At 68.5% G+C, this 23,182-nt stretch carries 27 protein-coding genes and 1 pseudogene; 21 read left to right on the forward strand and 7 right to left on the reverse strand.

Translation table 11 applies throughout. The annotated features are described in order from the left end of the window. Positions 1 to 58 precede the first annotated feature (58 nt). Entirely contained in the window at positions 59 to 697 is a 639-nt protein-coding gene (locus tag ACYVLV_RS11170; protein WP_460809964.1) for an isochorismatase family protein, read from the reverse strand. After that, complete coding sequence (locus tag ACYVLV_RS11175; protein ID WP_460809965.1) at positions 694 to 2,025, reverse strand: nicotinate phosphoribosyltransferase; 1,332 nt, start codon at positions 2,023 to 2,025, stop codon at positions 694 to 696. The genes ACYVLV_RS11170 and ACYVLV_RS11175 overlap by 4 nt, the downstream gene beginning before the upstream one ends. Positions 2,026 to 2,207: 182 nt before the next feature. Here ACYVLV_RS11175 and ACYVLV_RS11180 point away from each other — a divergent pair, with 182 nt between their 5' ends. The 6 genes from ACYVLV_RS11180 (at position 2,208) to ACYVLV_RS11205 (ending at position 6,709) form a co-directional block, all read left to right on the forward strand. After that, a complete protein-coding gene (locus tag ACYVLV_RS11180) occupies positions 2,208 to 2,663 on the forward strand; it encodes an HNH endonuclease (protein ID WP_460809966.1) in 456 nt (151 codons plus the stop codon). An 88-nt stretch (positions 2,664 to 2,751) separates the two neighbouring features. Next, entirely contained in the window at positions 2,752 to 3,366 is a 615-nt protein-coding gene (locus ACYVLV_RS11185) for a DM13 domain-containing protein (protein ID WP_460809968.1), read from the forward strand. A 22-nt stretch (positions 3,367 to 3,388) separates the two neighbouring features. Continuing rightward, positions 3,389 to 3,583, forward strand: a complete 195-nt coding sequence (locus ACYVLV_RS11190; protein WP_460809969.1) for a DUF3046 domain-containing protein — start codon at positions 3,389 to 3,391, stop codon at positions 3,581 to 3,583. After that, positions 3,580 to 4,833 carry an MFS transporter gene (locus tag ACYVLV_RS11195; protein ID WP_460809971.1) on the forward strand — a complete coding sequence of 418 codons (1,254 nt, stop codon included), beginning with the start codon at positions 3,580 to 3,582 and terminating at the stop codon, positions 4,831 to 4,833. Before ACYVLV_RS11190 ends, ACYVLV_RS11195 begins: the two co-directional genes overlap by 4 nt. Next, positions 4,830 to 5,651, forward strand: coding sequence for an S-methyl-5'-thioadenosine phosphorylase (locus tag ACYVLV_RS11200; RefSeq protein WP_460809973.1), 822 nt, complete (start codon positions 4,830 to 4,832; stop codon positions 5,649 to 5,651). Before ACYVLV_RS11195 ends, ACYVLV_RS11200 begins: the two co-directional genes overlap by 4 nt. Then, entirely contained in the window at positions 5,648 to 6,709 is a 1,062-nt protein-coding gene (locus ACYVLV_RS11205) for an NAD-dependent epimerase/dehydratase family protein (protein WP_460809976.1), read from the forward strand. The genes ACYVLV_RS11200 and ACYVLV_RS11205 overlap by 4 nt, the downstream gene beginning before the upstream one ends. A gap of 21 nt (positions 6,710 to 6,730) precedes the next feature. Here ACYVLV_RS11205 and ACYVLV_RS11210 read toward each other — a convergent pair whose 3' ends face one another. Further along, positions 6,731 to 8,086 carry a hypothetical protein gene (locus tag ACYVLV_RS11210; protein WP_460809979.1) on the reverse strand — a complete coding sequence of 452 codons (1,356 nt, stop codon included), beginning with the start codon at positions 8,084 to 8,086 and terminating at the stop codon, positions 6,731 to 6,733. Positions 8,087 to 8,240: 154 nt separating this feature from the next. On the opposite strand from ACYVLV_RS11210, the gene ACYVLV_RS11215 reads away from it, so the two are divergent. The 14 genes and pseudogenes from ACYVLV_RS11215 to ACYVLV_RS11280 all read left to right on the forward strand — a co-directional run bounded on the left by ACYVLV_RS11215 (position 8,241) and on the right by ACYVLV_RS11280 (position 17,727). After that, a complete protein-coding gene (locus ACYVLV_RS11215) occupies positions 8,241 to 8,900 on the forward strand; it encodes a glycosyltransferase family 2 protein (protein WP_460809980.1) in 660 nt (219 codons plus the stop codon). Further along, complete coding sequence (locus ACYVLV_RS11220) at positions 8,897 to 9,262, forward strand: DUF2064 domain-containing protein (RefSeq protein WP_460809981.1); 366 nt, start codon at positions 8,897 to 8,899, stop codon at positions 9,260 to 9,262. Before ACYVLV_RS11215 ends, ACYVLV_RS11220 begins: the two co-directional genes overlap by 4 nt. After that, positions 9,249 to 9,317: pseudogene (locus ACYVLV_RS11225) on the forward strand (hypothetical protein); the annotation flags it as partial. The gene ACYVLV_RS11220 and the pseudogene ACYVLV_RS11225, both read left to right, overlap by 14 nt. Beyond that, a complete protein-coding gene (locus tag ACYVLV_RS11230) occupies positions 9,318 to 9,536 on the forward strand; it encodes a hypothetical protein (protein ID WP_460810258.1) in 219 nt (72 codons plus the stop codon). Continuing rightward, positions 9,533 to 10,210, forward strand: coding sequence for a class I SAM-dependent methyltransferase (locus ACYVLV_RS11235; RefSeq protein WP_460809982.1), 678 nt, complete (start codon positions 9,533 to 9,535; stop codon positions 10,208 to 10,210). The genes ACYVLV_RS11230 and ACYVLV_RS11235 overlap by 4 nt, the downstream gene beginning before the upstream one ends. Beyond that, complete coding sequence (locus tag ACYVLV_RS11240) at positions 10,210 to 11,373, forward strand: molybdopterin-dependent oxidoreductase (protein WP_460809985.1); 1,164 nt, start codon at positions 10,210 to 10,212, stop codon at positions 11,371 to 11,373. Before ACYVLV_RS11235 ends, ACYVLV_RS11240 begins: the two co-directional genes overlap by 1 nt. Continuing rightward, complete coding sequence (locus ACYVLV_RS11245; RefSeq protein WP_460809987.1) at positions 11,373 to 11,837, forward strand: hypothetical protein; 465 nt, start codon at positions 11,373 to 11,375, stop codon at positions 11,835 to 11,837. The genes ACYVLV_RS11240 and ACYVLV_RS11245 overlap by 1 nt, the downstream gene beginning before the upstream one ends. A gap of 4 nt (positions 11,838 to 11,841) precedes the next feature. Continuing rightward, positions 11,842 to 12,528 carry a response regulator transcription factor gene (locus tag ACYVLV_RS11250; protein ID WP_460809990.1) on the forward strand — a complete coding sequence of 229 codons (687 nt, stop codon included), beginning with the start codon at positions 11,842 to 11,844 and terminating at the stop codon, positions 12,526 to 12,528. After that, on the forward strand, positions 12,525 to 13,748 hold the full coding sequence (locus tag ACYVLV_RS11255) for a sensor histidine kinase (protein WP_460809993.1): 1,224 nt from the start codon (positions 12,525 to 12,527) through the stop codon (positions 13,746 to 13,748). The genes ACYVLV_RS11250 and ACYVLV_RS11255 overlap by 4 nt, the downstream gene beginning before the upstream one ends. 152 nt (positions 13,749 to 13,900) lie before the next feature. Next, the gene (gene recA, locus ACYVLV_RS11260) at positions 13,901 to 14,950 is read left to right on the forward strand and encodes a recombinase RecA (protein WP_460809995.1); all 1,050 of its coding nucleotides are present in this window, start codon (positions 13,901 to 13,903) and stop codon (positions 14,948 to 14,950) included. 113 nt (positions 14,951 to 15,063) lie between these two features. After that, positions 15,064 to 15,669 carry a regulatory protein RecX gene (locus ACYVLV_RS11265; RefSeq protein WP_460809996.1) on the forward strand — a complete coding sequence of 202 codons (606 nt, stop codon included), beginning with the start codon at positions 15,064 to 15,066 and terminating at the stop codon, positions 15,667 to 15,669. Positions 15,670 to 15,698: 29 nt separating this feature from the next. Beyond that, positions 15,699 to 16,562 carry a polyphosphate kinase 2 family protein gene (locus ACYVLV_RS11270; RefSeq protein ID WP_460809997.1) on the forward strand — a complete coding sequence of 288 codons (864 nt, stop codon included), beginning with the start codon at positions 15,699 to 15,701 and terminating at the stop codon, positions 16,560 to 16,562. Next, on the forward strand, positions 16,562 to 17,332 hold the full coding sequence (locus tag ACYVLV_RS11275) for a HipA family kinase (RefSeq protein WP_460810239.1): 771 nt from the start codon (positions 16,562 to 16,564) through the stop codon (positions 17,330 to 17,332). Before ACYVLV_RS11270 ends, ACYVLV_RS11275 begins: the two co-directional genes overlap by 1 nt. Then, positions 17,329 to 17,727 (forward strand): DUF3037 domain-containing protein, encoded by a 399-nt coding sequence (locus tag ACYVLV_RS11280; protein ID WP_460809999.1) that lies wholly within the window; start codon positions 17,329 to 17,331, stop codon positions 17,725 to 17,727. The genes ACYVLV_RS11275 and ACYVLV_RS11280 overlap by 4 nt, the downstream gene beginning before the upstream one ends. 164 nt (positions 17,728 to 17,891) lie before the next feature. Here the strand turns inward: ACYVLV_RS11280 and ACYVLV_RS11285 are convergent, their stop codons facing one another. From ACYVLV_RS11285 to ACYVLV_RS11300, 4 genes are all read right to left on the reverse strand, one after another. After that, complete coding sequence (locus ACYVLV_RS11285; RefSeq protein WP_460810001.1) at positions 17,892 to 18,635, reverse strand: sirohydrochlorin chelatase; 744 nt, start codon at positions 18,633 to 18,635, stop codon at positions 17,892 to 17,894. A 94-nt stretch (positions 18,636 to 18,729) separates the two neighbouring features. Next, a complete protein-coding gene (locus ACYVLV_RS11290) occupies positions 18,730 to 19,476 on the reverse strand; it encodes a phosphoadenylyl-sulfate reductase (protein ID WP_460810002.1) in 747 nt (248 codons plus the stop codon). Then, a complete protein-coding gene (locus tag ACYVLV_RS11295; RefSeq protein ID WP_460810003.1) occupies positions 19,473 to 19,649 on the reverse strand; it encodes a hypothetical protein in 177 nt (58 codons plus the stop codon). Before ACYVLV_RS11295 ends, ACYVLV_RS11290 begins: the two co-directional genes overlap by 4 nt. Next, positions 19,646 to 21,343 (reverse strand): nitrite/sulfite reductase, encoded by a 1,698-nt coding sequence (locus ACYVLV_RS11300; protein ID WP_460810005.1) that lies wholly within the window; start codon positions 21,341 to 21,343, stop codon positions 19,646 to 19,648. Before ACYVLV_RS11300 ends, ACYVLV_RS11295 begins: the two co-directional genes overlap by 4 nt. 367 nt (positions 21,344 to 21,710) lie before the next feature. On the opposite strand from ACYVLV_RS11300, the gene ACYVLV_RS11305 reads away from it, so the two are divergent. Next, positions 21,711 to 23,153 (forward strand): glycine hydroxymethyltransferase, encoded by a 1,443-nt coding sequence (locus tag ACYVLV_RS11305; RefSeq protein WP_460810008.1) that lies wholly within the window; start codon positions 21,711 to 21,713, stop codon positions 23,151 to 23,153. The last annotated feature ends 29 nt before the right edge of the window (positions 23,154 to 23,182 follow it).

The raw sequence follows: 23,182 nt of genomic DNA on the forward strand, positions 1-23,182 counted from the left end.
TGGCCCACGGCACCGACAGTCCTGGTCTTGGCCCGCCCCGAGTTTCGTGGGGCGAGGGTCAGACGCTGCAGCCACGGACGCCGGCTTGGGCCATCGCCGCGATAGCGGCCGCTGTGGTGTCGGCCGCGACTCCTGCGTGCAGGCCGTCCAGGAGGGTGACCTCGAAGTCGTGCCGCCGGGCATCCAGGGCCGTGGCCCGTACGCAGTGGTCGGTGGCCAAACCGACGACGTCGACCTCGGTCACGTCCAGGCCGCGCAGGAGATCGGTGAGGAGCACGCCGTCCTCGGTCACCCCCTCGAAGGCGGAGTACGCCGGGACTCCCATGCCCTTGCGAACCTGGTGGGTCAGGTGACGCTGGGCCAACTCGGGGGCGTAGTCGCTGCCGCCGTCACTGGCCACGCAGTGCACCGGCCAGGTGTCGACGTAGTCCGGAGCCTCACCCTCGGCGTGGAAGTGCCCGCCGTTGGTCTCGCCGGCATGGTGCCAGTCGCGGCTCGCGACGACCGCGGCGTACTCCGCGGCGTGGCTGGCGAGATGGGCACTGATCCGGCTGGCCACCTCGCGTCCGCCGGTCACGGCCAGGGAGCCACCCTCCACGAAGTCGTTCTGGACATCCACGACGATGATCGCGCGTCGCGGGCCGGTCGGGCCGGTCGGGTCGGTGGGCTGCTCGGTGGGTTGCTCGGGAGTGGTCATGACAGCGCTCCTTGGTCATCGTCATCACGGGCGGTGGCGGTCAGGTAGGCCGGTCCTTCGGTCACGTCGCGCGCAACGGTGGGAAGACTGGCCAGAGCGGCGGCGGCGTGGCGGCGTACGGCCTCGATGTCCGGGTCGTGCACCACCTCACCGGCGAGGATCACGGGGCGCTGGACGTTGCCGTTCGCCCATCCGTCGGGATGGTCCACGGCGTAGGTCTCGTCGATCAGTACGCCGTCCTCGTAGGTCCGGTGGGCGGTCTTGCGTCCCCCGACCGAGACCTTGGCGACGGATTCCTTCGCCACAGGTCGCAGATCGGCCGGATCCTCGGAATCGGCGACCGACACGAGCTTGTAGACCATGCTGGCCGTGGGATGTCCCGACCCCGTGACGACCTGGGTGCCCACGCCGTACCCGTCGATGGGTGCGTCCGACAGTGCTTCGATGAGGTGTTCCTCGAGGTCGCTGGTGACGATGATGCGGGTCGAGGTGGCGCCCAGTTCGTCGAGCAGGAGCCGGGCGCGACGTGACTCCTCGGCGAGGTCCCCACTGTCGAGTCGGATCGCGCCGAGTTCGGGCCCGGCCACCTTGACCGCGGTGCGGATTCCCTCGGCGATGTCGTAGGTGTCGACCAGCAGCGTGGTCCCCGACCCGTGGGTCTCCACCTGGCTGCGGAAGGCGTCGGCCTCGGTGGGGTGGGCGAGGGTGAAGGAGTGGGCGGCGGTGCCGACGGTGGGGACGCCGTAGCGACGTCCGGCGGCGAGGTTGCTCGTCGAGTCGAACCCCGCGACGTACGCCGCCCGCGCTGCTGAGACCGCGGCCTCCTCGTGGGTACGCCGACTGCCCATCTCGACCAGGGGGCGACCCCCGGCGGCGGTGACCATCCTGGCCGCGGCGCTGGCGATGGCGGTGTCGTGGTTGAGCACGCTCAGCACGAGGGTCTCGAGGACTGCGCACTCTCCGAGGGTGCCTTCGACGGTGAGGATGGGGGACTCGGCGAAGTAGAGATCGCCCTCGGCGTAGGCGTGGATGTCTCCCCGGAACCGGAAGCCCCGCAGATAGTCCGCGGTCGCCGCGGTGATCACGCCGGAAGTCTCGAGCCAGGCGACCTCGTCGTGATCGAAGCGGAAGCGGGGGATCAGATCGATCAACCGGCCCAGCCCCGCCAGGACGCCGTAGCGCCGACCGCCGGGCAGCCTGCGGGCGAACGCCTCGAACACAGCCCGGTTGCGGACATGACCGCTGGCTACCCACGAACTCAGCATCGTCAGCTCGTAATGATCGGTGAGGAGGCCGGTCCGATCGACCGTGCTCGGGGTGCTGGTCATGACATCGCGTCCTTATTTGTAGTCAGAATGACTATAACTTTTCTGCGAGGAAGACCCCAAAACACGCTGTTCAGGAACGCCGGGGGTGCCTACGATTCGTCACGTGCGCGTTACCCCGATGGGACGCATCCGACTCAGCCCCCACGGGATCGTGGCGTCGACGTGATCTGAGGAGGCAGCCGATGATGATGGGCCACACCGTCCTGCTCTTCAACGCCTCCTTCGAGCCCCTGGGGCGGGTGTCCTTCAAGCATGCGGTGCGGATGCTGGTGCGGGAGGTGGCGGTCGTGCACGAGGCGGCCGGCGAGCGGATGATCGGTCCCTACCGCTGGCCCACCGCCCTGCGCCTGGTGCGGTACGTCGCGACCACCTGGCTCTACCGGCCCGCCGCCTACTCCCGTGGCGGCGTACTGGCCCGGGACCGGCAGACGTGTGCCTACTGCGGAGGACACGCCACCACCGTCGATCACATCGTCCCGCGCTCGCGTGGGGGCGAATGGACGTGGGTGAACACGGTGGCGGCCTGCAAGGTCTGCAACACCCGCAAGGGAAGCAAGACGCTGCGAGAGGCACGGATGCGGTTGCGGTTCGAGCCTTGGCACCCGACCCGGGCCCAGATCGCCGCCTGGCCGATCTGATGCCGGTGTGATTGCCGGGGCTATTTCGTCACGGGCCTGAAAGATTCGTCGACCGCGACGGTCGGAGCGGGCCGATACGGTTGCCGGCATGCGCAAGATCACCCTCACCCTCACCGTCGTCCTGGTCCTCGCCGTGGTCGGGCTGTTCGTCCTACGGCCCTGGGAGAGCGGTGGCAACACCCAGGAGGCCATCGACGAGGCCCTCCCGACCACGGGCGCGGCTGCGGTGCCTGGCGATGGGGCCTTCACCCCACCACCTTCGGAGGATCTGGAGGTGACCGCGAAGCCCCTGGTGGAGCGGCCGACCAAGCCGAGCGAGCCCACCCAGCCCGCAGAGCCCACCAAGCCGCCGAAGCCGGAGGTCGTGGAGTTGGCCAGCGGCGAGTTCGAGGACGCGGAGTACGCCACTGACGGCACGGCGAAGATCGTGCGATTGGCCGACGGCACCCGCATCCTGCGCATCGAGAACTTCTCGACCTCCCAGGCGCCGGTCATCCAGGTCGCGTTCAGCAACGCCCCCAGCGGCGGGGCATGGGGCTCCTACGACGACGTCCGGTTCGCTTCCATCGGCACCCTCAAGGCGTTGAGCGGCAACCAGAACTACGAGATCCCCGAGGGACTGGACCTGGCGGGCTTCAAGTCCGTGGTCATCTGGTGCGACAAGTACGACGTCGCGCTGGGCACCGCCCCCGTCCAACTCTGACCTCACCCGGCAGAATGGCGCCATGAGGCACACCGAGTTCTGGGACCGGATGCGCGACGCACTGGGCGACGCCTACTACCGGTCCTGGGCGGATCAGTTCGTGATGGCCGACCTCGACAGCCGCACCGCCCAGCAGGCCCTGGACGACGGGGTCGCCCCCAAGCAGGTGTGGAGGGCGGTGTGGGCCGCCCGAGGTCTGCCCGACAACCTCCGGTGACCACCGCCACGACGTACGACGCGGTCCGGGTCCAGGCCCGCAGCCTGCGGGTCCTGATGCTGGCCCAGGCGATCGGGGCCATCGGCATCACCATCGGCATCGCGACCGCCTCGCTCCTCGCCCGGGACCTGTCCGGGTCGGAGTCCCTGGCCGGTCTGGCGCAGACCTTCCAGGTGCTCGGCACGGCCATCGCGGCGTTCCTCCTGGCCCGACTCATGTCCATGCGGGGGCGTCGGATCGGCATCCTCACCGGCTACCTGCTCGGCGCGGCGGGAGCGGCGATCGCCGTACTCGCCGGGGTGGTCGGATCGATGGTGTTGCTGCTGGTCGGGGCCGTGCTTCTCGGTTCCGCGAGTGCGGCCAACGCAGGGGCGAGGTACGCCGCGGTCGACCTGGCCCCGGAGGCGACCCGGGCCCGATCGCTGTCCCTGGTGGTGTGGGCCACGACCATCGGAGCGGTCGCCGGCCCCAACCTCACCGGTCCGTCCAGCGCCCTCGCCGACCTCCTCGGCATCCCTGAACTGACCGGCCCGTTCGCCCTGGGCGCGATCGGGATGCTGGTCGCCGCTCTGGTGGTCGGAGTCCTGTTGCGACCCGACCCGCTCCTGGTCGCCCGAGCTCTCGCCGAGGTCGACCCATCCCCGCCGACCGGCACGAGCTGGGGCCGGGCGGTGGAGGCCGTGCGCGAACGGCCGGTGCTCGCCTGGTCGATTCTCGCGCTTGCCGGGGCCCACGCCGCCATGATCGGGGTGATGGTGATGACGCCGCTGCACATGGAGCACGGGGGAGCCGAACTCAACATCATCGGCGTCGTGATCTCGGTCCACGTGCTCGGGATGTTCGCCTTCTCCCCGCTGGTCGGTATGGCGGCCGACGCCCTGGGGCGTGCGTTCGCCCTGGCGTGCGGTGGTTCGATCCTGCTGGTCGCGCTGGTGATCTGCGCGCTCGCTCCCGAGGGGAGTTCCTGGCAGATCTTCGTCGGGCTGTTCCTCCTCGGGCTCGGCTGGTCCTTCGCCACGGTGACCGCCTCGACCCTGATCGCCGACCACGCCCCCCTGCGCGTCCGCACCGACGTGCAGGGTTCGGCTGACCTGGTGATGAACGTGACCGCCGCGGCCACCGGGGGACTGGCGGGTCTGGTGGTGGACCTGGCCGGGTATCCGACGCTGGCCCTGGCCACCATGGGACTGGCCGTTCTGGTGATCCTGGCGGCGATCCGTGTGGGGCGGCTGGCACAGTTGCCCGCGTGACCCAGACTTCAGCCCCACTCGAGCCCGCCGACATCGCCGTCATCGGGGGCACCGGTTTCTACGCCTTCCTCGACGACCCGACCGAGCACGTCATCGACACCCCGTACGGCGCGCCCTCGGCTCCGGTCTCGATCGGCACCGTCGCGGGCCGTAGCGTCGCCTTCCTGCCCCGGCACGGGCCGTACCACGAGTTCCCCCCGCACGCGATCAACTACCGCGCGAACCTCTGGGCCCTGCGCTCGGTGGGGGTCCGCCAGATCCTCGCGCCCTGCGCCGTCGGTGGCCTGAGCACCTCGGTCGCTCCCGGCGACATCGTGGTGCCCGATCAACTCGTGGACCGGACCCACCGGCGGATCGCCTCCTTCGTGGAGACCGGCGCCTGCCACCTGCCGTTCGCCGACCCCTACTGCCCAGGCGTCTCGGCCGCCGTCACCGACGCCGACGACTCCATCAAGGCTGGCGGCACCATGGTGGTCGTCGAGGGTCCGCGGTTCTCGACGCGCGCCGAATCGCGCTACTACGCCGCTGCGGGCTGGGACCTGATCAACATGACCGGCGCCCCCGAGGCGGCGCTGGCCCGCGAGATGCAGCAGTGCTACTCGGCCATCGCCCTGGTCACCGACATGGACGCGGGAGCCGAGTCCGGGCAGGGCGTCGGCCAGGAGGAGGTCTTCGCGCTGTTCAAGTCGAACCTCGAGCGGCTCACCGGCCTGCTGACGACGGCGATCGAGAACCTTCCCTCGCCGGACGACTGCACCTGTTCGACCTGGTCTGAGGGCATGGAGCTGACCTACGAGATCCCCGGGGGCAACCGGTGAAGGTGCTCCTGACCGGCTCCGCCGGGTTCATCGGCACCGCGATCGGTGAGCAGCTCGAAGCCGCGGGCGACGAGGTCGTGCGGGTGGACCTCATGCTGGAGAACGCCCACGGATCCGCCGAGGTGCCGCAGGGGACGCATCACCTCGATGTGCGGGAGGCGGCCACGCCGGGGAGTTGGCCCGACGGGCTCTTCGACGGGGTCGACGTCGTGTGTCACCAGGCGGCGGTCGTGGGGGCCGGCGTACGGGTCGGGGATCTGCCGCTCTACGCCGGACACAACGACCTCGGCACGGCGGCGCTGCTCTCCGCGATGTACGACGCTGGCGTTTCGCGGCTGGTGCTCGCCTCCTCGATGGTCGTGTACGGCGAGGGGCGCTACGCCTGTCCCACGCACGGGTCGCAGATCCCGGGTCCTCGGTCGCTGGCCGCGCTGGACGGTGGCGACTTCGAGAACCACTGCCCGGTGTGCGCGGCCCCACTGACCTGGGAGTTGGTCGACGAGGACGCTCGTCTCGACCCGCGCAGCACCTATGCCGCCAGCAAGCTGGCTCAGGAGCACTACACCTCGGCGTGGGTGCGCCAGGCCGACTCGGGTGCGATCGCACTGAGGTACCACAACGTCTACGGGCCCGGGATGCCCCGCGACACCCCCTACTCCGGGGTCGCCGCCATGTTCCGCTCCTCTCTCGAGCGGGGCGAGGCGCCCCAGGTCTTCGAGGACGGCGGGCAGATGCGCGACTTCGTGCACGTGGCCGATGTGGCCCGGGCCAATGTGATCTCGATGCGTTCGTTGGTCGAGGACTCGGCCCCAGGTGGCCGGTACGACGCTTACAACGTCTGCTCGGGACAACCGGTCGGCATCCTCGACGTCGCCCGTCAGGTGGCGGCAGGCACCGGAAGCGACCTCGAGCCGGAGGTCACCGGGGGCTACCGCCTCGGCGACGTCCGCCACATCGTGGCCTCCCCGGCACAAGCCACCGCCGACCTCGGCTTCACCGCTCTGATCGGTCCCGAACAGGGCCTGGGGGAGTTCGCCACAGCACCGCTTCGCACGTGACCGGGGATCCGGCCCTCCGAGTTACCAGCTCGTGTAGAGCAGGTGCTGAACGAGCAACGCGAACCCGAGCTGGACGGCCAGCCCCCAGCGTCGCCAGAACTCGGGGAGCAGGGCCAGCGACAGAGTCATCCACGGAATGAACGGCAGCCAGATCCGCTCGACCTCGGACTTCGACATCCGGGAGAGATCGGCGATCAGCACGGACAGCGCCGCGGCGCCCGCCAGGAACAGGGCGACCCGCTCGACCGAGACGAGGCGACGGCGGTCACCGATCGCGTAGGCAAGCCCGGCCCCGAGCAGCGGGCCCGCGGAGAACAACAACGCGCCGATGTCCCCGAAGAACCAGTAGGCCTGGGGCCGCACTGCCGCGACACCGTCCCAGTAGCGGTCGACCAGGACGGGATAGGCCTCCCACCAGTAGAAGCCGTACGCCGCGAACCCGCCGACCACGATCAGGGCGCCGAGCACGGCGACCGGCAGCGGGCGCCACTGCTTGGCCAGGAACAGCACGGTCACCGCAAGCAGCCCGAGCAACGGCAGACCGTAGGACAACATCACGCAGTAACCGAGCAACAGTCCCGCCACCAGCGACCAGGCCACCATCCGGATCGTGGAGGTACGGGTCGCCGCCACGGCCAACGCGGCCAGTCCCCAGGCGGCCACCGCGGCGAACATCGCGTCGGCGGAGACCGCCATGAAGACGGCGGCCGGGGTGAAGACCAGGAACGGTGCGGCCAGCCGGGCCAGACTCTCCGAGCCGAGGGTGCGCAGCGTGCTCATCACGGCCAGCGCGGTGGTGGCCGCGATCAGGGTGACCACGATCCCCGCGACGAAGTCCCCACCGAGCCCGACCTTGACCAGCCCGATGAAGAACAACACCGCGCCGGGCGGGTGGCCGGCGATGTGGGTGACCCAGTTGTCCGTGGCGGAGTAGGGGATGCGATCGACGTACGTCTCGAGCATCAGCGGGATGTTGTCGATCTCGCGGGCCGTGCCGAGGTACTCGAACGGGTTACCCAGGACCCGGTCGATCCCCGACGGACCATCGACGAAGGCCAGCGCCAGCAACCACGCCGCGCCGGCGACGTACGACGCCAGCATCAGATGGCGCCAGGACAGGGTCGCGGCGAGCGGGGCGGCGTACCGGAAGGCCAGCAGTGCGATCAGGATCGCCGGGACGGTCCCGATCCCGACCTTGGCGTCGAAGAACCCGTGCAGTGGCGGAAACGGGCCCTTGTCGTCGACCCGGGCGTTGACGTCCCACCCGGTGAGCAGGGGCACCGCCACCGTCAACGCCATCAGCGTCACGGCGGCGATCAGGCCCCACCGGGGCCACCGGGAAGCGGAGACGCGCTCTACGGGCGCGGACGTCGACATCGCACTCCTTCGGACCGGGGGGTTGGGATCGCTGCGGACACCCCAGGGTGCCAGCAGCGGAAACAGTACGTCGCGGCGTACAGCGGTACCGTCATCACCTCGTAAGGCCGCCAAAACAGGGATATCCCCAGGTGATCGGCATACTTGGGCTGTCATGACGTCCTGCGAGCTCATTTTGCCCTGCCGCGACGAGGCCCCCGCCCTCGTGGATCTGTTGCCGCGCGTGCCCGCCGAGTTCGCCGTGATCGTGGTGGACAACGGGTCGACCGACGACACCGCAGCGGTTGCGCGTCGCCTGGGAGCGCTCGTGGTCCAAGAGCCGACCCCCGGGTACGGCGCCGCCGTCCACGCCGGGCTGGAGGCCGCCACCGCCGAGTTCGTGGCCTTCATGGACGGGGACGGATCCTTCGACCCCGATGAGTTGGTGCCCATGCTGGCCACGGTCCGCGACGGTGCGGCCGACATTGCGGTCGGGCGCCGTCGACCGGTACGCCGCGGCGTCTGGCCCTGGCACGCGCGAGCAGGCAACCGGGTGATCCTGGCCTGGCTGCGACGTCGGATCGGTGCCGATGTGCACGACATCGCCCCGATGCGCCTGTGCCGCCGCGAGGCCCTGCTGGAGTTGGGCATCGAGGACCGTCGCTTCGGCTACCCCGTAGAACTGCTGCAGAAGGCGACGCTCGCCGGGTGGCGGTTCCGCGAGACCGACGTGAGCTACCACCCTCGAGCGGTGGGCACGAAGTCGAAGGTGTCCGGCTCGGTGAAGGGAACCGTTCGCGCGGCCCGCGACTTCTGGAAGGTGTTGGAGAAATGAAGATGCTCGTCGTGGCCAAGGCCCCCGTGGAGGGGAAGGTCAAGACCCGTCTCGGGGTCGACATCGGACTGGACGCGGCCGCCGACCTGGCTGCCGCCTCACTGTTGGACAGCCTGGACGCCTGCGCCGCCGCTGTGGGCGTGGAGAACTGCCACCTCTCGTTGGCCGGCAATCTGTCCGAAGCCGTACGCGGGGCCGAGATCCAGGCCGCGGTGGCGGACTGGACGGTGACCGAACAGCGCGGTGCGGACTTCGCCGAGCGCCTGGTCAACGCCCACCTCGACGCCGGTCCCGGCCTGGTCGTCCAGATCGGGATGGACACCCCCCCAGGTCACCGCCGAGAGCCTGATCGCCGCCGGTGAGGACGCGACCGGGTACGACGTCGCCATCGGGCCGGCTCCCGACGGCGGCTGGTGGGTGCTGGCACGGCACGACCCCGAGGTGGCCCGCGTGTTGAGCGGGGTGCCGATGTCGACGCCCACGACGTACGACGACACGGTGGCCGCCCTGCGCGCCGCCGGTCACACGGTGACGCCGACCGCCATCCTGCGCGACGTGGACACCGTCGCCGACGCGGACCTCGTGGCGGCGGCCATGGGCTCGGGCCGGTTCAAGGAGGGGTGGTCCAACCGATGAACGATCTGACTCCCACGAAACCTTCCGTCGCAGTGGACGCCGCCGACGTGTCCTTCTCCAAGATCTTCGCCCAGGCGTTGCGCGGTGAGCCGTGCTCGGTAGTGGGGCTGGCCGCCAACCCGACCGTCCTTCCGATGGACGAGTGGACGAGGAACGCCGATCAGGACGATCACGGCCTGCTTGCGCTGTGTCACGGCCCGACGATCGACGTGGGCTGTGGGCCCGGACGTCTCGCCGCCGCCCTGGGCAACCTCGGGCACGTCGTACTCGGGATCGACGTGGTGCGGGAGGCGGTCGGACAGACCCGCGGTCGAGGGGTGTTGGCCATCAAACGTGACGTCTTCGACGTCCTGCCCGGTGAGGGTCGGTGGCGCTCGGCCCTGCTTGCCGACGGCAATATCGGTATCGGTGGTGATCCGGCCAAGCTCCTGGGAAGGGTCCGACAGCTCATCGATCCCCGCGGTCGCGTCGTGGTGGAGCTCGAAGCGCCCGGCTCGGGCCTGAGGGTGGGCAGCATCCACCTCGAGTGCGGCGGCGAACGCAGCCGCCCGTTCCCCTGGGCGCTCGTCGGAGTCGACGTCATCGGATCGTTGGCCGACGAGGTCGGTCTGCGCGTCCACAGCACCCACCAACACGGAACGCGCTGGTCGGCCGTCCTCGAGGAGAACGCCTGATGACCACCACGCTGCGACCCCCGACCCCGGAGGACTTCACCTCCCGTCTGCGAAGCCCCGCCGTTGCCGCCCGGGTCGGACTCTGGCTCGGCATCAGCTTCGGCATCTGCTTCATCACCGGGCTGATCAGTCACTACGCCCAGAACGCCGGGCAGCCGGTGGCCTTCCCGACGAGCCCTGCGTGGGGCTACCGGGTCACCCAGGGGCTGCACGTGATCACCGGCATCGTGTCCATCCCCCTGCTGCTGGTGAAGCTGTGGGCGGTGTTCCCCAAGTTGTTCGAAGCGATCCCGTTCCGAGACCCGCGGGCGATGATCCTTACCGGCCTCGAACGGGCGTCGATCGCGGTGCTGGTCGCCGCGTCGATCTTCCAACTCGCGACGGGCCTGCTCAACACCACCCAGTGGTACCCCTACGCGTTCAGCTTCCGTTCCACCCACTACGCCGTGGCTTGGATCGCTATCGGGGCGTTGATCGTGCACATCGTGGTCAAGCTGCCGATCATCCGTGATGCGTTGACCTCTGACGTCGACGACACGACCCACGACCGCGACACCGCGACGAAGGACGGAGCGATGTCCCGACGCGGCTTGCTCCGCACCACCTGGGCGGCCGCCGGCATCGCCGCATTAGCCACCGCCGGCAGCACCGTGCCGCTGCTGCGCAACGTCTCCATCTTCGGGTGGCGAACCGGCGAGGGGCCCCAGGGCGTTCCCATCAACCGATCGGCCGCTGCCGCGCAGGTGACTGAGGCCGACGGGGGACCGTCGTGGCGACTGGAGGTCATCAACGGTGGCGTCAGCACCAGTTGGAGTCGCGAGGAGTTGGCCGCCATGGAGCAACGCACCGAGACCCTGCCGATCGCCTGCGTCGAGGGTTGGAGCGCGAGCGGCGAGTGGACCGGCGTACGCCTGCGCGACCTGCTCGACCAGGCCGGGGCGCCGAAGAACAAGGACATCCTGGTGCGTTCGCTCCAGCGTCGCTTCGCCTTCGGGGTCAGCACCTTGCAGGGGAACTTCGCCGACGACGACCGCACCCTGCTCGCGCTGAAGCTGAATGGTGAAGACATCTCCCTGGACCACGGGTATCCCATTCGTCTCATCGCCCCGAACCGTCCTGGCGTCCTCCAGACCAAGTGGCTGCAATCGGTGGAGGTGCTGTGATGAGGCTGATCCGCGCCGGACTGATGGTGCTCGGGGTCCTCGTGGGGGTGTACGGCGCCTGGTTGCTCTGGGATCGATCGGACACCGAGGGACTGATCAGCGCCGGGACCTGGCTGCTGGGCGGTGTGCTGTTCCACGATGTCCTGATCAGCGCGATCGTCATCGGACTGGGACTCCTCACGACACGAGTGCTGCCGTTGGCTGCCCGCGCACCCAGCGCCATCGCAGTGATCGTCGTCGGACCGTTGACGCTGATCGCCTTCCCGATGATCGGTGGGTTCGGCGCGAAGGAGGACAACCCGACTCTCCTGGATCGGCCGTACCTCACCAACTGGGTGGTGCTGGTCGCTGTCACCGTGATCGTCGTGATCGCGGCGTCGGTGACACGCGCGCGCTCCGCGGCTTCCGGCCCCACCGCGGGGACATCCGCCAGCGGCGAGCCGGACGCCCGAACCGAGGGCTGACGACGTGGCCCGCGTGCTCGTGGTCGACGACGACCAGACCGTTCGGGAGGTCGTGGTCTCCTACTTGCGAGCCGCGGGGCACGACGTACCCGAAGCGGCTGATGGGGAAGCCGGACTGGCCGCCATGGACGACGAACCGGCCGACCTGGTCATCCTGGACGTGATGATGCCTGGGATGGACGGCCTCGAGGTCTGCCGTCGGTTGCGAGCCGATAGCGACGTACCCGTGGTGCTGTTGACCGCCCTGGGCAGCGAGCAGGACCGGGTCCTGGGTCTCGAACTGGGGGCCGATGACTACCTCACCAAACCGTTCAGCCCCCGTGAGCTGGTCCTGCGGGTGGATTCGATCCTGCGCCGCACCCTCGAGCGGAAGGCTCCGCCGGAGGTCGCCGTGGTCCAGGACGGTGACCTGGTGGTCGATCGTGCCCGACGCGAGGTCACGCTCGCCGGGGAGAAGTTGGCGCTGACGGCCCGCGAGTTCGAACTCCTCGGATACCTGATGTCGCATCCGAACCAGGCCTACTCCCGCGATGAACTCCTCGCCGAGGTGTGGGGGTGGACGATCGGGGACCAGTCCACGGTGACCGTGCACGTGCGTCGCCTGCGGGAGAAGGTCGAAGTGGATCCGACCAAGCCGGAGCGTCTCCTCACCGTGTGGGGAGTCGGGTACCGATGGGAGTGCCAGTCGTGACGGCCTTCATCAACGCCGAGCAACTGGAGATCATCGCCTTCGCCGTCCTCTCCGCCCTCGTCGTGGGGGCCGCTGGACTGGCTATGGGCTACTTGTTGCGGTTCCGATCCATCCGCTGGCAGTTCGGCCTGGTCGCTGTGGTGGCCGCGCTGTCCGTGCTGGCCGGCGTGATGGCCATCGCGCAGCGGATGTTTCTCTCCGACCACGACTTCGAGGTGGTGACCCTGGTGACCGGGGTAGCCACCATCACCTCGGTGTTGGTGGCCTTGGCCCTCGGCGCCGCGCTCGTGCGCTGGTCCGACGGTCTGGCCGAAGAGGTACGCAGGGTCGGCACCGGCGTCGCCACGCCGCCCGGTGAACGTCGCGGGCCGAGCGAGTTCCAGGCCCTGTCGAAGGAGCTCGCCTCCGCGAACGCCCGGCTGATCGAAGCGGGAGGTCGGGAGCAACGCTTGGAGGAGTCCCGTCGGGAGTTGGTCTCCTGGGTCTCCCACGACCTGCGCACCCCCTTGGCGGGCATGCGAGCCATGGCCGAGGCGTTGGAGGACGGCCTGGCGCCGGACCCGGTTCGCTACCACCGTCAGATCCGTTCGGAGGTCGACCGGATGGTGCGGATGGTCGATGACCTCTTCGAGCTGTCCCAGATCCACGCCGGAGTACTGCGGCTCTCCCGCGAGCCGGTGCTGGTCAGCGACCTGGTCTCCGAGGCCATCGCCGGGGCCGACCCGGTGGCTCGGCTGCGCCGCGTCCATCTGGGGGGCCACGTGGACGAGGGGCTGAGCCTCACCGGCGACCCCGCGGGTCTGTCGCGGGTGTTGTCGAACCTGATCGTGAACGGGCTGCGGCACACCCCGGCGGGTGGATCGGTCGAGATCCAGGGCCGTGCGGTCGACAACGGGATCGAGCTGAGCGTGAGCGACGGCTGCGGCGGGATCTCACCGGAGGACCGAGCCAGGGTCTTCGACGTCGCCTGGCAGGGGGAGGGCGCCCGTACGCCGGACGCCTCCGACGTGCACACCGCCCGGGCCGGTCTGGGTCTGGCGATCGTCAAGGGCGTCGTCGAGGCCCACCACGGTGAGGTCCGGGTGGAGAACCTGCCGGTGGCCGGCGAGGGATGCCGGTTCGTGGTGCATCTGCCGCACGACCGGACGGCCGATCGACTGGACGTCGGGCTCGACGATGAGCTTGACGACGAGGTTGGCGACACGCCGCCCCGCTCCTAGGTTCGAACACGTGTTCGGGCTAGGGTTTGTCCACAGACGAGGCCGGTGCCGAGGTTGTCCCCAAGCCGAGAGCGGGGAAGCGATGACTGTCGGTGGCCCGCCCTAACGTCTGGTGAGACGTAGAAACACCCCTCGAACGAAGGATGAGAATCATGGCTGGTGGAGATCGGGACAAGGCCCTCGATGCGGCGCTGCTGAACATCGAGAAGCAGTTCGGCAAGGGCTCGGTGATGCGCCTGGGTGATGAGACAAGGGCACCCCTGGAGGTGATCCCGACCGGATCGATCGCCCTGGACGTGGCGCTCGGGCTCGGTGGTCTCCCGCGCGGTCGCGTGGTCGAGATCTTCGGTCCGGAGTCCTCCGGTAAGACGACGGTGGCGCTGCACGCGGTCGCCAGCGCTCAAGCCGCTGGCGGAATCGTGGCGTTCATCGACGCCGAGCACGCCCTGGACCCGGACTACGCCAAGGCCCTCGGGGTCGATACTGATGCCCTGCTGGTCTCCCAGCCGGATTCGGGTGAGCAGGCCCTGGAGATCGCCGACATGCTGGTCCGCTCCGGCGCCCTGTCCTTGATCGTCATCGACTCCGTCGCGGCGCTGGTGCCGCGGGCCGAGATCGAGGGCGAGATGGGCGACAGCCACGTGGGTCTGCAGGCCCGACTGATGAGCCAGGCGCTGCGGAAGATGACCGGTGCGTTGAGCAACTCCAACACGACGGCCATCTTCATCAACCAGTTGCGCGAAAAGATCGGGGTCATGTTCGGCTCCCCGGAGACCACCACCGGTGGCCGGGCGCTGAAGTTCTACTCCTCGGTCCGCCTTGACGTGCGCCGCATCGAGACGCTCAAGGACGGCACCGACATGGTCGGCAACCGGACCCGCTGCAAGGTCGTGAAGAACAAGGTCGCGCCGCCGTTCAAGCAGGCCGAGTTCGACATCATGTACGGCAAGGGGATCAGCCGCGAGGGCGGACTGATCGACGTCGGCGTCGAGGCCGGTCTGGTGCGTAAGTCCGGCGCTTGGTACACCTACGAGGGCGACCAACTCGGCCAGGGTAAAGAGAACTCGCGCAACTTCCTCAAGGACAACCCCGATCTGGCGAACGAGCTGGAGAAGCGGATCCTCGAGAAGCTCGGAGTCGGCCCGCAGGTCGACGCGGAGTCGGACCTCTCCGATGAGCCGATCGGTGTCGAAGACTTCTAGTTCCCGACCGATCGACCACCCAGACGTACGGGCTTGACCACCGACTCGACCCCGGTGGTCGAGCCCGTGCTTTCTTCGCCGGGCCCGTGGGGACGACATGGAGGAGGAATGAGATGAGCAGCGACGCGTGGCAGGGCGACGTCTCGGTCGGGGTTGATGCCTGGACCCGCCGGGGCGAGCGTGATGTGCCCCCAGGGACCCCGAAGCAACCGCCCCCGGATGAGCCGGAGGCCGACCATGAGGCGGTGGCCCGCAAGATCCTCCTGGATCAGTTGACCGGCCAGGCCCGTTCACGCAGCGAACTGGCCAAGAAGTTGGCGGCTAAGGAGGTGCCCGCCGAACTCGCCACCTCGCTGCTGGACCGCTTCGAGGAGGTCGGCCTCATCGATGACGAGGCGTTCGCCCGGGCCTGGATCGCCAGCCGTCAACCAGGCAAGGGCCTGGCCCGCCGCGCGCTGGCCCAGGAGCTGCGACGCAAGGGGATCGATGAAGAGATCGCCCGCGAGGCCCTGGACGAGATCGAACCCGAGGATGAGGAGCAGGCCGCTCGGGTGCTGGTTCGCCGCAAGTTGCGCAACCCCAGTCTGGGTCGTGTCGACGACACGGTCGCGACACGTCGGCTCGTGGGCATGCTGGCCCGCAAGGGCTACGGCTCGGGCATGGCCTTCGCCGTGGTCAAGGACGAGTTGGCCCAGGCGGACCGCGGTGGGTCGGACTAGCGCGACTCGGCCTACGTCATGATGTGCGGGTGAGCGACTCCGAGAACAAGCGCGACGAACAACCACTGCAGGTCCCGGCCGGGGCGGTCAGCCTGGACGACTGGGGCACCGACGCCACCCCGGGTGTCGACTTCGACAAGGACGAGGGCAAAGAGGAACTCGCCGAGTTGGGCGACGACCTGGCCGAGCTGCAGGAACAACTCTTCGCCGAGGGCCGCGCCGGTGGATCACGCAACGTCCTGCTCGTCCTGCAGGGGATGGACACCTCCGGCAAGGGTGGCGTGGTGCGCCACACCGTCGGCCTGGTCGATCCTCAGGGCGTGCACATCACCTCGTTCAAGGCGCCGACAGCGGAAGAGTTGAGCCACGACTTCCTCTGGCGCATCCAACGAGCCCTCCCTGCGCCGGGCCAGATCGGGGTCTTCGATCGATCCCACTACGAGGACGTCCTGATCGCCCGTGTCCGGGAGTTGGCGACCCCCGAGGAGATCGAGCGTCGCTACGGAGCGATCAACGACTTCGAGGCCTCCCTGGTGGCCTCCGGGACCCACGTCATCAAGTGCATGCTGCACGTTTCGGCCGAAGAGCAGAAGGAACGGTTGCAGGCTCGGCTGGACGACCCGACCAAACACTGGAAGTTCAACCCCGGCGACATCGACGAGAGAAGCGTCTGGCCCGACTACCAGCGCGCCTACGAGGTGGCGCTGGAGCGCACGAACACCGAGCACGCCCCGTGGCACATCATCCCGGCGGACCGTAAGTGGTACCGCAACCTGGCCGTGGGCCGACTGCTGCACAACGCGCTGAAGCAGATGGATCCCCAGTGGCCTGCGGCCGACTACGACGTGGCCGAGCAGGCGGCTCGTCTGCGCGACGAGGACCCGCTGCGGTGATGGAGGTCGTCGACGTCACCCGCTACGCCACACCGTTGCGAGAGGGGGGAAGCCTCCCGGGAATCGTGGAGGGCTCCGACTCGGGGACCTACGTCTGCAAGTTCCGCGGCGCCGGACAGGGCGTTCGCGTCCTGGTCGCCGAGATCATCGTCAGCGGTCTGGCCCGTGCCATGGGACTACGAACGCCGCGACTGGTGGAGTTGACGTTGAGTCCGGAGATCGCCCGATACGAAGCCGACGAAGAGGTGCAGGACCTGCTGCGGGCCAGCATCGGCAGCAACCTGGGGGTGGACTTCCTGCCCGGTTCCTTCGGTTTCGACGGTGCCCCCGAGACCGCCTCGGGTGAACTCACCGCCGAGGCGGCCGAGGTCCTCTGGTTGGACGCCTTCACCGCCAATGTGGACCGCACTTGGCGCAATCCGAATCTCCTGTGGTGGCACCATGATCTGTGGCTGATCGATCACGGGGCCTCGCTCTACTTCCATCACGGATGGATGAAGGGAGTGGGCGACCCTGAACGTTTCGCGAGGCAGGCGTGGGATGCCACCGACCACGTCTTCGCCCAGGCGCTGCCCCACCTGGCCGCCACCCACGCCCGGATGCAGCAAGCCCTCCGGGCCGATCATTTCGTCGAGATCTTGCGTGAGGTTCCCGACGACTGGTTGGAGTCGTCGGTGGGGGAGTCTCCGACGGAACTCAGGTCGGCGTACGTCGAGTTCCTCACCGCCCGGCTGATGAGCAACTCCTGGCTCCCTGAGGCTGCAGGGTGACCGCCGACGTGCAGACACCGAAGACGTCGTACCAGTACGTCGTCCTGCGCTGCGTGCCCCGAGTCGAGCGCGAGGAGTTCATCAACGTCGGGGTGGTGCTCTACGCGCAGGCCACCGATTACCTGGCTGCGGCGTGGTGGACCGACCCGCAACGACTGGCTGCTCTGGATCCGAGGCTGGACCTCGAGCGCGTGCACCGGGCCCTCCACTTCATCGAGGCGGTCTGCGCCGCAGACCCGAGGATCGGTGCACCGGCAACACCTTCCCCGGGACAACGCTTCGGATTCATCAAGGCGCCTCGCAGCACGATCCTGCAACCCGGTCCGGTGCATGGGGGAGTCACCGACGACCCGGCCCGCCAACTCGACCATCTCTTGCACTGCCTGGTCGGTTGACCCGGTGAGTCGGCGCTAGTTGTACAAGACGCGCCGAGTCACCAGCCGGTGAGTCGGCGCTAGTTGTACAAGACGCGCCGGGTCACCAGCCGGTGAGTCGGCGCTAGTTGTACAAGACGCGCCGGGTCGAGCCGTTTTCAGCGTCAAGTAGCGCCGACTCGCGGTCAGACGGGGACGAGTTCGACGGCGCCGACCGCGTAGCGGGCCAGGATGGTGCGGGCCACCTCGGGGTGGGCACCCAACGGGGCGGACACGGCGATGGCGCCGGCCTCATAGGCGAGCTCCGTGGCGGTGTCGACCAGCGGTCCCGGGGTCAGGAAGAGCGAGGCGACAGCGATGTGACGTCGACCCTCGCCCCGGAAGGCACGCACGGCCTCGCCGGTGGCCGGGGGCGCGCTGGAGGCGTACGCCGCGGTGACGGGGAGCTTGTGGTGGGTGCCCCACAGTCGGGCCAAGCGGGCGACGGCCTGGTTGGCCAGCGCGTCGGGCGATCCCGAGGCGGCGAGGACCAGGGCGTCGAGTTCCCGCACGCGGGACGTCTTGAGGGCTTCGCGCAGGCGCTCGTCGAGAACCTCCAGGAAACGCGCCTCCAGACCCAGCGTGGCGGACACCACGATCTTCAGGTGGGGGTGACGGGTCGCGGCCTCGGCGACCGCTTCGGTGACGCCGGTCAGTGCGGGGTCGGTGTCGCTGAGGATGATCGGAACGATCACTACCTCCTCGAAGCCGGCCTTGACGAGTCGGTCGATCACGGCTTGCACCTGAGGGCGGGGGGACCCCAGGTAGGCCTTTTCGACGCGCAGGTCAGGGCGTTGGGCCTTGACCTCACTCACCAGGGCGGTGATGGTCGACGTACAACGGGAGTCTCGGTTCCCAGGTGCCAGGGCGATCAGGGCAGGAGCAGCCATCGAGATGTCCTCTCGGCGTCCACCGCATGAAGCGGTGCGTTGGTCCCGACGACGTTGTCGGGGGTGGATGGGTGAAGCGTGGTCATCGGGAGTTTCACGAGTGGATGCCGCACTCGGTCTTGGTGGTGCCGGCCCAGCGCCCGCTGCGAGCGTCGTCCCCAGGAGCGACGCGGCGGGTGCAGGGCGCGCAACCGATGGAGGGATACCCGTCGTAGACGAGAGGGTTGACCAGAACGCCGTTCTCAGCGATGTAGGTCGCAACCTGTTCGTCACTCCATCGAGCCAGGGGGGAGACCTTGACCTTGCCCTTCTTGGCGTCCCAACCGATCACCGGCGCGATGACGCGGTTGTGGGTCTCGGCGCGGCGCAGACCGGTCGCCCAGGCGTCGTACCTGCTCAGCGCATCGGCGAGCGGCTTGACCTTGCGCAGCGCACAGCACAGGTCCGGGTCGGTCTTGTAGAGATCCGCTCCATACTCGGCGTCCTGGTCGGCGACGCTCTGCACGGGGGTGATGTTCAGCAGCGTGACCTCGGAGGTGGCGGCCACCGCGTCGCGGGTGCCGATGGTCTCCACGAAGTGATAGCCGGTGTCGAGGAACACCACGTCGATCCCGGGGACCACCTTGGAGGCCACATCGGCCAGGACGGCATCGGACATCGAGGAGGTGATGGCGAACCGATCACCGAAGGTGGCCGCGGCCCATTCGATGATGTCCTCGGCGGGGGCCAACTCGAGCTCGGCTCCCCAGTGGGAGACCAACTCGCGCAGCTCCTCGGGGGAACGCCCCTCGGTCTGAGTGGCCCGGTTGTTCCGGGCGCGGGAGGTGGCTGCGGTGCTCATCGGCCCGACCCTGCGCCCTGGTCGGGTCGCACCATCCCGAGCATCTTCAGGCTGAACGCGCGCAGGCAGCCCCGGCACTCCCAGGAACCGGCGTCGGCGTCGGGACCCTCGTGGGGCCACAGATCACTCTCGCCGCAGAAGGGGCAGTGGAACGGGGTGGCGCGCTCACTCATGGTGTGGTCACCGGCTCCCCGCGTAGGGCGTCCTCATCGGCGCGGACGGCCCAGTCAGCGAAGGACTCCCCGTCCTCACGCTGAGCCAGGAAGCTGTTGACCACGGACGTGACGTAGTCGTCGAGTCCGGCGCTGGTGACCTTGTGGGCCCGCAGCTTCCGCCCGAAGTTGGCTTTCAGACCGGTCGCACCGCCCAGGTGCACCTGGAAGCCTTCGACCTGTTCGCCGTCAGCCATCACGAGTTGACCCTTGAGACCGATGTCCGCGACCTGGGTGCGGGCGCAGGCGTTGGGGCAACCGTTGACGTTGACCGTGATGGGGGTGTCGAGGTCGGGGAACCGCTTCTCCAACTCGGCGATCAGATCGGCGGAGCGCTGCTTGGTGTCGACGATGGCGAGTTTGCAGAACTCGATGCCGGTGCAGGCCATCGTGTTGCGGCGCCAGTTGGACGGCCGCGCGGAGAGGCCGATCTGGTCGAGACGGGCGATCAGCGGCTCGATCTGCTCCTCGTCCACCCCGATCAGGACGATCTTCTGGTACGGCGTGAGGCGAGCCCCGGCGACGCCGTACTCCTCGATCGCGTCGGCCAACTGGGTCAGCAGGGTGCCGGAGATCCGCCCGACGGTGGGCGCGATGCCGACGTAGAACTTGCCGTCCTTCTGCGGGTGGACCCCGATGTGGTCGCGGTGTCCGACCGGCTGAGCGGGGGAGGGGTTGGGAACCAGGTCGCGGTGGAGGTACTCACGCTGCAGGACGTCGAGGAACTTGTCACGGCCCCAGTCGGCGACCAGGAACTTCAGGCGGGCCTTCGAGCGCAGTCGGCGGTAGCCGTAGTCGCGGAAGATGCCGGCGACACCGGCCCACGCGGTCGTGACCTCATCCAGCGGGATCCACACGCCGAGCTTGACCGCGAGCATCGGGTTGGTCGACAACCCACCACCGACCCACAGGTCGAAGCCGGGTCCGAACTCGGGGTGGATCGTGCCGACGAAGGAGACGTCGTTGATCTCGGGGGCCACATCATGGCTGGGGTGCCCGGTCAGCGCAGTCTTGAACTTGCGCGGCAGGTTCGAGAATTCCTTGTTACCCAGGGCCAGGGCCTTGATCTCCTCCAACGCCGAGGTGCCGTCGATGATCTCCTCGGCCGAGACCCCGGCAACGGGTGATCCCAGGAAGGGTCGCGGTGAGTCGCCGCAGGCCTCCATGCTGGTCAGCCCGGCGGCCTCCAGACGCTCCCAGATCTCGGGGACGTCCTCGATCCGGATCCAGTGGTACTGGATGTTCTCGCGGTCCGTCACGTCTGCGGTGTCCCGGGCGAAGTCGATACCGATCTGGCCCAGGGTGCGTACGGCGTGGGCGTTGAGCAGAGCGCCGTCGGAACGGACCCGCATCATGAAGTACGCGTCGTCGAGCTCCTCCTCGCTCAGCGTGGCGGTCTTGCCGCCGTCGAAGCCAGGCGCGCGTTGGGTGTAGAGGCCCAGCCACCGCATCCGGCCCCGGAGATCAGCCGGGTCGATCGAGGCGAAGCCCCGCTTGGAGTAGATGTTGATGATGCGGTCGCGCACGTTGAGCGCGTCGTCGTCCTTCTTGGTCTGTTCGTTCTTGTTCAACGGCTCCGTATAGCCCAGGGCCCATTGGCCTTCGCCCTTCTTACGGCGAGGGCTGGCTGGGGGGCGCGTGGGGGTGAGAGTCATGTCGGTGGTCCTGTCGCTGAGGCCGGGCTCCGGTGACTACCGGTTGCGGGGAGGGAGGTGTTGAGGCACTTCAGCGAAGTCGACAGATCATGGAGTTGGTGCGTCCGAGATCGACGTGGAGCCTCTCGATGAGGTACACGTGCGTCTCTGGACTGATCATGTCAAGCAGTCTCAGGGTCCGGACGGGCTCACAACAAACGTATATCTCATGATGCGAAACGCAGATCCACGCCTTGAGACGGAAGCCTACGGATGCGTAGGTTCGCAGGTGCCGGTGCGGTGTACGTCACATCCCGGTCTAGTCCACCGATTTCACCGTTTCGTGGGGATCGCGGGTCCTTGCCCACGTGCTACTAGGCTGAGGGGCATGAGCGACCTCTCCCAGTTGACCAGCAGTGCCTACCAACAGGCCCTGGAGGTGATCGCCTCGGTCGAGCCCCGGATCGCGGAGGCGACCAAGCAGGAACTCGCCGATCAGCGGTCCTCGTTGAAGCTGATCGCCAGCGAGAACTACGCCTCACCGGCGGTGCTGCTGACCATGGGCACGTGGTTCAGCGACAAGTACGCCGAGGGCACCTCGGGGCACCGGTTCTACGCCGCCTGCCAGAACGTCGACACGGTGGAGGACCTGGCCGCCGAGCATGCCCGCGAGCTGTTCGGAGCGCCGTACGCCTATGTGCAGCCGCACTCGGGCATCGATGCGAACCTGGTGGCCTTCTGGTCGATCCTGGCGCACCGCATCGAGGGTCCGTGGTTGGAGCGGCTCGGGTCGAAGAACGTCAACGAGTTGTCCGACGCGGACTGGGAAGAGTTGCGCGCTGAATTCGGCAAGCAGCGGTTGCTCGGGATGGCTCTGGACGCCGGGGGCCACCTCACTCACGGTTTCCGTCCCAACATCAGCGGCAAGATGTTCCACCAGCAGCAGTACGGCACCGACCCGGTGACCGGGCTGCTCGACTACGACGTGGTGGCCGCCAAGGCACGCGAGTTCAAGCCGCTGGTGCTCGTTGCCGGCTACTCCGCCTACCCCCGTCGGGTGAACTTCGCGAAGATGCGCGAGATCGCCGACGAGGTCGGCGCCACCTTGATGGTCGACATGGCCCACTTCGCCGGTCTGGTGGCCGGCAAGGTCTTCACCGGCGACGAGGACCCCGTCCCGCACGCGCACATCGTCACCAGCACCACCCATAAGTCTCTGCGCGGCCCCCGCGGTGGCATCGTCCTGGCCAACGAGGAGCTCGCTCCCTCGGTGGACCGCGGCTGCCCGATGGTGCTCGGTGGTCCGCTCTCGCACGTGATGGCGGCCAAGGCCGTGGCCTTCGCCGAGGCCCGGCGACCGGAGTTCCAGACCTACGCCCAGGCGATCGCTGACAACGCCCAGTCCCTGGCCGAGGGTTTTGTACGCCGTGAGGCGGACCTGGTCACCGGCGGCACGGACAATCACATCGTGCTGCTGGACGTGTCCAAGTACGGCCTGACCGGTCGGCAGGCGGAGTCCGCGCTGCTCGAGGCCGGGGTCGTGACCAACCGCAACTCGATCCCGAACGACTCGAACGGCGCCTGGTACACCTCCGGCATCCGCTTCGGCACCCCGGCGCTGACCACTCGCGGGTTCGGCCACGACGAGTTCGACAAGGTCGCCGAACTGGTGACGACGGTGCTGAAGAACACCGAACCCGGCGTGACCAAGGCCGGTGGGCCCTCCAAGGCGTCCTACCGGTTGGCGGAGGGCGTTGCGGCGAAGGTGAAGGACGCCTCGGCCGAGATGTTGGACAAGCACCCGCTCTACCCGGGTCTCGAACTGACCTAGGCCGTTTCTCACCCGTGTCAGGCGCCTCA

The organism is Nocardioides salsibiostraticola (genome assembly GCF_054783655.1).

What these genes read in the sequence shown, in the direction of transcription:
- ACYVLV_RS11170 (WP_460809964.1), bottom strand. Translation starts at nt 697, where the DNA reads ATGACCACTCCCGAGCAACCCACCGAGCAGCCCACCGACCCGACCGGC.
- ACYVLV_RS11175 (WP_460809965.1), bottom strand. Translation starts at nt 2,025, where the DNA reads ATGACCAGCACCCCGAGCACGGTCGATCGGACCGGCCTCCTCACCGAT.
- ACYVLV_RS11180 (WP_460809966.1), top strand. Translation starts at nt 2,208, where the DNA reads ATGATGATGGGCCACACCGTCCTGCTCTTCAACGCCTCCTTCGAGCCC.
- ACYVLV_RS11185 (WP_460809968.1), top strand. Translation starts at nt 2,752, where the DNA reads ATGCGCAAGATCACCCTCACCCTCACCGTCGTCCTGGTCCTCGCCGTG.
- ACYVLV_RS11190 (WP_460809969.1), top strand. Translation starts at nt 3,389, where the DNA reads ATGAGGCACACCGAGTTCTGGGACCGGATGCGCGACGCACTGGGCGAC.
- ACYVLV_RS11210 (WP_460809979.1), bottom strand. Translation starts at nt 8,086, where the DNA reads ATGTCGACGTCCGCGCCCGTAGAGCGCGTCTCCGCTTCCCGGTGGCCC.
- ACYVLV_RS11215 (WP_460809980.1), top strand. Translation starts at nt 8,241, where the DNA reads ATGACGTCCTGCGAGCTCATTTTGCCCTGCCGCGACGAGGCCCCCGCC.
- ACYVLV_RS11220 (WP_460809981.1), top strand. Translation starts at nt 8,897, where the DNA reads ATGAAGATGCTCGTCGTGGCCAAGGCCCCCGTGGAGGGGAAGGTCAAG.
- ACYVLV_RS11235 (WP_460809982.1), top strand. Translation starts at nt 9,533, where the DNA reads ATGAACGATCTGACTCCCACGAAACCTTCCGTCGCAGTGGACGCCGCC.
- ACYVLV_RS11240 (WP_460809985.1), top strand. Translation starts at nt 10,210, where the DNA reads ATGACCACCACGCTGCGACCCCCGACCCCGGAGGACTTCACCTCCCGT.
- ACYVLV_RS11245 (WP_460809987.1), top strand. Translation starts at nt 11,373, where the DNA reads ATGAGGCTGATCCGCGCCGGACTGATGGTGCTCGGGGTCCTCGTGGGG.
- recA (WP_460809995.1), top strand. Translation starts at nt 13,901, where the DNA reads ATGGCTGGTGGAGATCGGGACAAGGCCCTCGATGCGGCGCTGCTGAAC.
- ACYVLV_RS11265 (WP_460809996.1), top strand. Translation starts at nt 15,064, where the DNA reads ATGAGCAGCGACGCGTGGCAGGGCGACGTCTCGGTCGGGGTTGATGCC.
- ACYVLV_RS11275 (WP_460810239.1), top strand. Translation starts at nt 16,562, where the DNA reads ATGGAGGTCGTCGACGTCACCCGCTACGCCACACCGTTGCGAGAGGGG.
- ACYVLV_RS11285 (WP_460810001.1), bottom strand. Translation starts at nt 18,635, where the DNA reads ATGGCTGCTCCTGCCCTGATCGCCCTGGCACCTGGGAACCGAGACTCC.
- ACYVLV_RS11290 (WP_460810002.1), bottom strand. Translation starts at nt 19,476, where the DNA reads ATGAGCACCGCAGCCACCTCCCGCGCCCGGAACAACCGGGCCACTCAG.
- ACYVLV_RS11295 (WP_460810003.1), bottom strand. Translation starts at nt 19,649, where the DNA reads ATGAGTGAGCGCGCCACCCCGTTCCACTGCCCCTTCTGCGGCGAGAGT.
- ACYVLV_RS11300 (WP_460810005.1), bottom strand. Translation starts at nt 21,343, where the DNA reads ATGACTCTCACCCCCACGCGCCCCCCAGCCAGCCCTCGCCGTAAGAAG.
- ACYVLV_RS11305 (WP_460810008.1), top strand. Translation starts at nt 21,711, where the DNA reads ATGAGCGACCTCTCCCAGTTGACCAGCAGTGCCTACCAACAGGCCCTG.